This window comes from Candidatus Hodarchaeum mangrovi (assembly GCF_975850365.1).
This window is the reverse complement of record NZ_CDLCQJ010000005.1, coordinates 1-7,121: the sequence shown is the minus strand read 5'-3', so window position 1 is coordinate 7,121 and position 7,121 is coordinate 1. Positions and strand designations below refer to the sequence as shown.

Here is a 7,121-nt window from a genome sequence, read left to right as displayed (position 1 = left end):
TTAAAAATGGCTCCTCATCTCTCTACCATACTTTTCCTCGCAATATGGGGACTAATTTTATCAGGAAAGAAAGTAAAAAGTATTGTAGGTGCACCTACTGCTCTTGCTGTTCCTTTTGAAAAAAGTTAATATGAAAAGAAACTTTGTAGGGTTTCAGAAAAATTTTCCTCAAAATAAGACCTCAGAATTAAAACTCTCTATTTCAGACATTAATAATGTTAACTTTCCTGTTTTATCAGAAATAACTGGACAATTCTTATATTCCCAATGATCTTGGTCAATATTAGACTCCTTACATTTTTCTAACTCTGTAAAGGATTTATAGATAATGTCATAATCTTCAGCATGGATGTAATGTTGTCCTTTATCTTTTAATTCGGTAAATTTTTGTTCTGTAACAATCAATTCTAAATCTATATCAGAACTATTAGTATGATAACCTTTTCCACGAGATCCAATAAGTAATACTCCAAGGACAGTATCATCTTGGTCATATTTTTCTATAATCGTATTAATTCTTTCTCGATTCTCCAAATTTTTCACTTTTTTTTAATATAGTCAAATATTAAAAAAATTTGCTAGGTTTTTAACTAATAAGAATACCAAAATTGATTTAGATTATAATTGATTAATATGTTCGATTCTACGAACACATTGTTTTTGTTTCCAAACAGTCTGTTCGATTGTATAGGTATATTTAGGGGATTTTACATGATTAAATTTGGATTATTGCAAAAATAATTCAATAAAGGTGTTAGTTATGAGTTTTAATGGAAATTTAAAAAAATATGGAGCAATTGCAGTCATCAGTGGTGGTATTCTTAGTGTAATTATATTTGGAATTTTACTTAATGCTACTGATATAATCCCAGGGCCTGGACCAGGCCCTGATAATCCTCCTTCAATTGGAGTTGGTTTACGATTAGCTACAAGGATGCAAAATTCAGAGGATAATATTTCCTATATATGGTGTTATAACAATTCATGGGTTAATATTAATTTAACTGAACATTATCAGACAAAGGTAGATATGATAGATGGAATCAGAGTAGGCCTTGTGAATGATACTCCAACAATCGCCCTAATACACGAACCAATGGCTGAGATAAGCACCTTCAATATATCAGATTTAAACAACGTAATGGGAAAATTTCATGAAGCCATTTCTGTTCTCAATGATACAACTACAGCAATTAAGAACCTTGGTGATATTTGGCCTCCAACATTTATGATTGAACTAGCATATGAAAATGGTAGCTCGCTATCTATTATTTATTCGAAACCATACAGTCTTATCAGTGTTGTAAACGGTACTTGGACTTTATCTGAGTTCGAGCATCATGGAATTCGTCATGTTGAGTTAGAATACAGAGATGACTATTTGTTCCTCCCATTTACAGATCATTCTAGGATAACATCTGCTCTAAACGCTCTTGGTGATTTTATATATGAGTTATTCCCGATCTAATTATTTTATAAGAGAGTAGAGCGATTTTTTTTCTTATTTTCCTTTTTTTACCTAAAAGTCAAATTTTTAATAACAGCTTTCATTCCCTATTGTCTAGCTAGTGAACTATAATGAGTGATGGTCAAGAAGATATAAATGAAGTTTTGAAGGGAAAAACCCTCCAAATTTATTGGTATTTACTTCGATCAGGAAATTCAGGAGTAAGAGAAATTCAGAAGAAACTGAAAATTTCTTCTTCTTCAACCGTTCATTATCATTTGAATAAACTTGTCAGTTTAGGTTTAGTCAAACAAGATAAGATGGAAAAATATTTTATTGAAGAAAAGGTAAAAATTGGCATTATAGGATTGTATATTAAAATTGGAAGACGAATGATACCACGAATGCTTTTCTACCTATCTTTTTTTGGAATTTCTGGGGTTTTATTCGTGACATATTTAATCCTAAGACCACATCCTCTTCAATTATCTGATTTATTATTTCTCCTATTCTCGATTGTAGGAATAGGTATTTTTCTATATGAAACATATAAAATATGGAATATGCAACCTTTATAATCACCCCAAATCAATATTGACTGATTTTGTTTGCACTAACTTTTTTAAGGTATAAGAGTTTAAATAATTAAGAAATTCTTTCAAGAATGATTAAGATGTTTCCAGAGAATGTTAAAGAATATATTAAAAATTCTAAAATTCCAATCAGGCTTTCTTTTCAATCAGAAAGCGGATGGCCGATGATTATTTCATTATGGTACGATTTTCATGAAGAACAGATCTTTCTAGCAACCCCTCAAAGTTCTAAGGTTGTTAAATATCTTTTAAAGAATCCTAGATGCGCTTTTGAAATTTCTAATGAAGATCCACCTTATTGTGGTGTTAGGGGTCAAGCGAATGTTGAGATTGATGAAAAAACTGGATTATCAACTCTTCAACGACTATTAGATAAATATTTACCAGAAGGAAGAGAATCAGCATTTGGAAAACGATTACTTAATCGAAAAGTAAAGGAAGTAGCCATTATATTGAAACCATTGAATCATTTTAGTTGGAATTTTAAGGATAGAATGCAAGATTCTATTAATGGTTCAAAGAAAGAGTCATTATGCCCTGAAATTAGTTAAAGGGTTGATATAAACAGAATCGCAATTTCTAAAAAAAATGAAAATAAGGTGAATGATTATCTCATTCTATCTCTTAATACTGTTGCAACAATAATAGCAGCGATTAAAATTGCACAGACTGCTGCGATTAATGATACATCTGATCTAGATTCTAATTGTTTAGTAAAAATTCCAAAGAAAGCCCAAACTGGAACTAATCCATAAGCAACATCTTTTCGTTGGATTAGGATGATAATTGCTATAAGTGTTGCGACCAACAGAACGATTGCTGTCCAGATTCCTTCATCGATTCCAAATCCATCCCAATTCACTGAGACAAGGAAAGCAGTAATATTCGCTACTGTTGCAACTGTAATCCAGCCTAAATATACGCTGAATGGCACATGAACTGCTAATTTTACATCTCGTGAGACAGATTTTCTACCAATATCTAGTCGGATATAAATTATAATTAGAGAAATCAGTAAAGCGAACATTATGAGCAATGATAATAGAACTTGTTCATAATGCCAGAAAACTATCCAGATGCTATTTGCTAGGCTGCTAATAACAAACCACCATGAAATTTCTTCAAATATTGGTGATTCTCTATTTCGAGGTAGGATCTGATAAATTGTAAAAATAAGTAATAAGGTGTATATTACTGACCAGATTGCAAAAACATAACCCGCAGGTACAAAAAGGTTTGGATATTGATCCGATAATTCTTGTGTCGTTTTTCCATTTAATGGGAGGCCTATGGCCAGAAAATTCATCACAACGGTGAGGATAAAGCCTAAGATATTCCCAATAATCAGGGTTTTCTTATTTTTGTTAATATTTATGAAACTCATTTTTAATTTACTCCAAAAGATTCATTTCAAGATATTTTTCTAAATTTGTTTTTCCTAAGGTAACTTTATCATAACTTTTTAGTATTGATTTCGTAATTTGAGCTAATAACATTTTAACTCCATCTGTTTTATCAATTTCTGTTATTGGTGATATTCTAACTACTATACCATCATCTCTTTGGTTTAACATCATAAAAAAGGAATTATTTTTTCCTGTTTCAACACATAATGCATCTATAAGAATCGTTTTCTTATCCTTTGAGATAAAAAATTCATTTGTCTTTAAAATTGTATCATTAAATCTAATGAAAATTGGTTTAATATCTTTAAACACATTTTCAATACTAATATTTCCATTTATAACGGCATGTGGCATAATAAATACCTTTAATAATTTGTTAGTTTATTTTCCGCCGTTCTAGCTACATATTTAAATTGATCAAGTCCACATCGACCACATATTGCGACTCCTTCTTGTAAAGTGATTCCACATCGTAAACAAGGGTACCCAAGAATTGATCGTTTAATGAAATAGCGAATGATTAAAGCCAAAAATAATCCTATTAATAGAATTATCGCTCCTAAATAATAAGGAAAGGCAGCATTGATCTCAAAGAGTGCAGTTCCAATTAAAGGACCTGAAATACGCATAAACGATCCTACTCCCTGATTTAATCCTAATATAGCTCCTGAATTATCTTGGGGAGCCTCTTTAGATAAAAATGCTCCTAATGTAGGGTTAGAAATGGAAGAGCCAAATGCAAGAGGAATTACCCATATTATCATTGTTTCCAAGGAAGAAACGGTGCTTAATCCTAAGAAACCAAGACTAAGAAACAATAATCCAACAGTGAGCAAAGTAGTGTCAGAAAATCGATTTGTTAGAGGGCGAATCAACCCAGCTTGGGTTATAACAACTACTAATCCTACTATAAAGAATATCACTCCTGTAGTGGTTTCATCTAACCCAAATCTAATATTTCCTAGAAGGGCTAAAGTAGCCTGCATTTTAGAAAAAGCAAGAGAAATTATGGCAAAAAGTAAAATTGCTAGAAAAATCGTTGGTTTTGATATAGATGACCTAATTGAGGGTTTATTTTCAATAGATTCTACTAGTGTTCTAGTTTGCTTTTTCATATTACTTGTTAATGATTCAGGTAAAAATTTAATAGCTGCTATCAAATTGATAACTGCTAAAACGGTTGAGAAGAACGCTGGTAGGGCATATCCCCCGAAATATGATAACAATCCTCCGATACCTGGTCCCAAAGCGAATCCAAGGCCAAAAGCAGCTCCTAATAATCCAAATCCTTTTGCACGATCTTTTCCTTCTGTAGTATCAGCAATGTATGCTTGGCTTGCAGGGAGCGTTGCAGCTGTGAAAAAGCCTCCTATTAGACGTGAAAGAAAAAGCATGAATAAAGAATCAATAAAAACGGTTGCAGTCAATAAGAGAGTTCCTAATCCTAGAACCGTGCCTATTAATCCAGCTAAAATAACTGGTCTACGTCCATAGTTATCCGAAAGTTTACCCCATAATGGTGCAGCAATAAAACTCATGAATGAGTACGCACTAGCTAATATTCCATATAAAAAGGGTGTAGCGCCTAAATCTAAAGACCAAAAGGGTAATAATGGGATAATAATACCAAATTCTAGTAAATCAACGAAAACTGCAAGAAAAAGGACACTAATGGCTCCTTTTTTGATGTTATTTGCTTTTATTGTCATTAATAAGCCTCTACTTGCGTTAAAAATGTTTCATATAAGAAAATGTTAGTTCCTCGAATTGACAGGAAAAAAAAAAGGGATTAAGCAAAAATTAATCCCATAAAAACAAGCCAAGCTAAAGCTGATTTTGCAATCAAGCTTAAGATTTGATAACCTCTTTCACCAAACAGATAATCTTTCCAAGGGCCTAATTTCTTATATTGCAGGAACATATTTACTGCGAAGCTGTTGAAGAAAACAAAATACATCACAATTGCTACATACACAAATGTGGGGATCGCTTTATCGACTCCAGTCTCAAATGTGAGAAATGTTCCTAGAATGACAATCCAAGGCATTATTCCTGCTATCCAGCCCAACCAATATGGTAACCAGCTTGTCTTTTCAGTATATTGATTATATTTCTCCATCAACAATCCAAACATATTCATCAGAAAGTTTAATACGAAAACTAACACTAGAATCCAGAAGTCAAGAATACCAAAGGCTAAGGAGATAAATAAAATCATTACTGAGGAACTGAAAGAATATTCCCACCAACGAATTGGATTCATTTTCTTACTGAGATTATCCATATAAGATTTATTCAAGGGAAATGCGATCAAAAAATGGGCAATTGCAGACATTAATAGGAAACTAGCCAATAAGATTCCTGCAACATTTTCAAAAGCAAAAAAGACTACAGGAACTGGTTCAAAGATAGGTTTTGTACCTGTTAATACCTTAACTTGCAGTCTAGAAATATAAATATCAACTGAAAAGTTTTTTATCTCCTCAACAAAAAAACTTAAACCAAAAATCAAAAAGCTTTGGACGAAATGTAATATTGCCATCGCAATATTGAATTTTTTTAAATATGTCTGAGTTATAGAGGAGGTTTCTCCACTTTTAAATGTAAATTCACTCATTTTTTTCAAGACTCTTTTATTATTTAATTTAGGGCAAATACAGCAAATTTTGTCAGATATTTAATAGCTGATTTTAAGAGAATCATAGAAAACTTGGATAGAAATATACTTTAAATATTTCCCTCATAATTTATGCACAGTGCTTTGGCAGCCGTTGGTAGGGGTATTCTAGTAATTCTCTGAACTAATGTGAATAAATATTGAGAATAGGACCTGTATACCTCAAAGAACATATATCTTGTGGTCTCTGTTTCATTTGTAATTTCTGGCTGGATTAAAGCACTATATCCTCGTAAGATATTATTTAAACTTGATAGAATTAAAAAATAGTCAAGATTTTCCACTTTTTTTCCTGTTAATGATTGATATTGGTTTACAAACTGTTTTGTAACATCTTTTCCTGTAGAGGAAGTAGTTACAATAGCAAATGCCAAATCATGTCGAAAATCCCCTAGTTTTATGTCTGCCCAATCAATTAGCACTAAATTTTTCTCTGGAGTGACAATTACATTGTTCATATGATAGTCACCGTGTAATAAAACTATTTCCTCACATTTTTGTTTATGTTTTTCAAGCCACATTATTAGGGGCTCTAATTCAATAATTCTAAACTTCTTTACCATCTGTTTAGGGAAATCTATAATTCTATTGACAAAAAAATATGGGTCATTTTCAATATTAGGTATTTTTACAAAAGAATTTTGGTTTCTCCACTTAAATTGATGAAGTTCAGCTAGTTTTCGAATGAATAAATGCATCAGTTTGTTTCTTTTATTTTCATCATGCGTTTCAGAAAAATAATTAGCTAATAGTATTCCTGGAATTCTCTCCATAATTAAATAACTTTTTTTGATATTTGGTGAGTCCTTTTTCCAAAGATAAGGTTTTGGAACAGAAAGATTTGCTGAATGTAATGCTTTTAGTGTGGAGAATTCTCTTTCTGCCTGATCAGTTATAGAACGAAATATTCTTAGTACAAAAGTTTTCTTATCCTTTCCATAATGAAATACAAAACTATATGTAATAGTATCAGCGCCTTCTAAGCGGATAAAATTGTC

General features: G+C 31.7%; 9 protein-coding genes. 3 read left to right on the top strand and 6 right to left on the bottom strand.

Annotated elements, in window-relative coordinates; translation table 11 throughout:
- Positions 1-168: 168 nt before the first annotated feature.
- Positions 169-534 (bottom strand): nucleotidyltransferase domain-containing protein, encoded by a 366-nt coding sequence (locus tag ACWVCY_RS00820; protein WP_455139499.1) that lies wholly within the window; start codon positions 532-534, stop codon positions 169-171.
- Positions 535-760: 226 nt separating this feature from the next.
- On the opposite strand from ACWVCY_RS00820, the gene ACWVCY_RS00815 reads away from it, so the two are divergent.
- From ACWVCY_RS00815 to ACWVCY_RS00805, 3 genes are all read left to right on the top strand, one after another.
- On the top strand, positions 761-1,468 hold the full coding sequence (locus ACWVCY_RS00815; RefSeq protein WP_455139497.1) for a hypothetical protein: 708 nt from the start codon (positions 761-763) through the stop codon (positions 1,466-1,468).
- 110 nt (positions 1,469-1,578) lie between these two features.
- On the top strand, positions 1,579-2,025 hold the full coding sequence (locus ACWVCY_RS00810; protein WP_455139495.1) for a helix-turn-helix domain-containing protein: 447 nt from the start codon (positions 1,579-1,581) through the stop codon (positions 2,023-2,025).
- Positions 2,026-2,120: 95 nt separating this feature from the next.
- Positions 2,121-2,591, top strand: a complete 471-nt coding sequence (locus ACWVCY_RS00805; RefSeq protein WP_455139493.1) for a pyridoxamine 5'-phosphate oxidase family protein — start codon at positions 2,121-2,123, stop codon at positions 2,589-2,591.
- 56 nt (positions 2,592-2,647) lie between these two features.
- Here the strand turns inward: ACWVCY_RS00805 and ACWVCY_RS00800 are convergent, their stop codons facing one another.
- The 5 genes from ACWVCY_RS00800 to ACWVCY_RS00780 form a co-directional block, all read right to left on the bottom strand.
- The gene (locus tag ACWVCY_RS00800; RefSeq protein ID WP_455139491.1) at positions 2,648-3,424 is read right to left on the bottom strand and encodes a tryptophan-rich sensory protein; all 777 of its coding nucleotides are present in this window, start codon (positions 3,422-3,424) and stop codon (positions 2,648-2,650) included.
- 7 nt (positions 3,425-3,431) lie between these two features.
- Positions 3,432-3,800: a hypothetical protein gene (locus ACWVCY_RS00795; protein WP_455139489.1), complete on the bottom strand. Its 369-nt coding sequence runs from the start codon at positions 3,798-3,800 to the stop codon at positions 3,432-3,434.
- 11 nt (positions 3,801-3,811) lie between these two features.
- Positions 3,812-5,155 (bottom strand): MFS transporter, encoded by a 1,344-nt coding sequence (locus tag ACWVCY_RS00790; RefSeq protein ID WP_455139487.1) that lies wholly within the window; start codon positions 5,153-5,155, stop codon positions 3,812-3,814.
- Between the two features lie 80 nt (positions 5,156-5,235).
- Complete coding sequence (heR, locus tag ACWVCY_RS00785; RefSeq protein ID WP_455139485.1) at positions 5,236-6,063, bottom strand: heliorhodopsin HeR; 828 nt, start codon at positions 6,061-6,063, stop codon at positions 5,236-5,238.
- A 110-nt stretch (positions 6,064-6,173) separates the two neighbouring features.
- Positions 6,174-7,121: phosphotransferase family protein (locus tag ACWVCY_RS00780; protein ID WP_455139483.1), on the bottom strand; the 948-nt coding region annotated here is incomplete at its 5' end.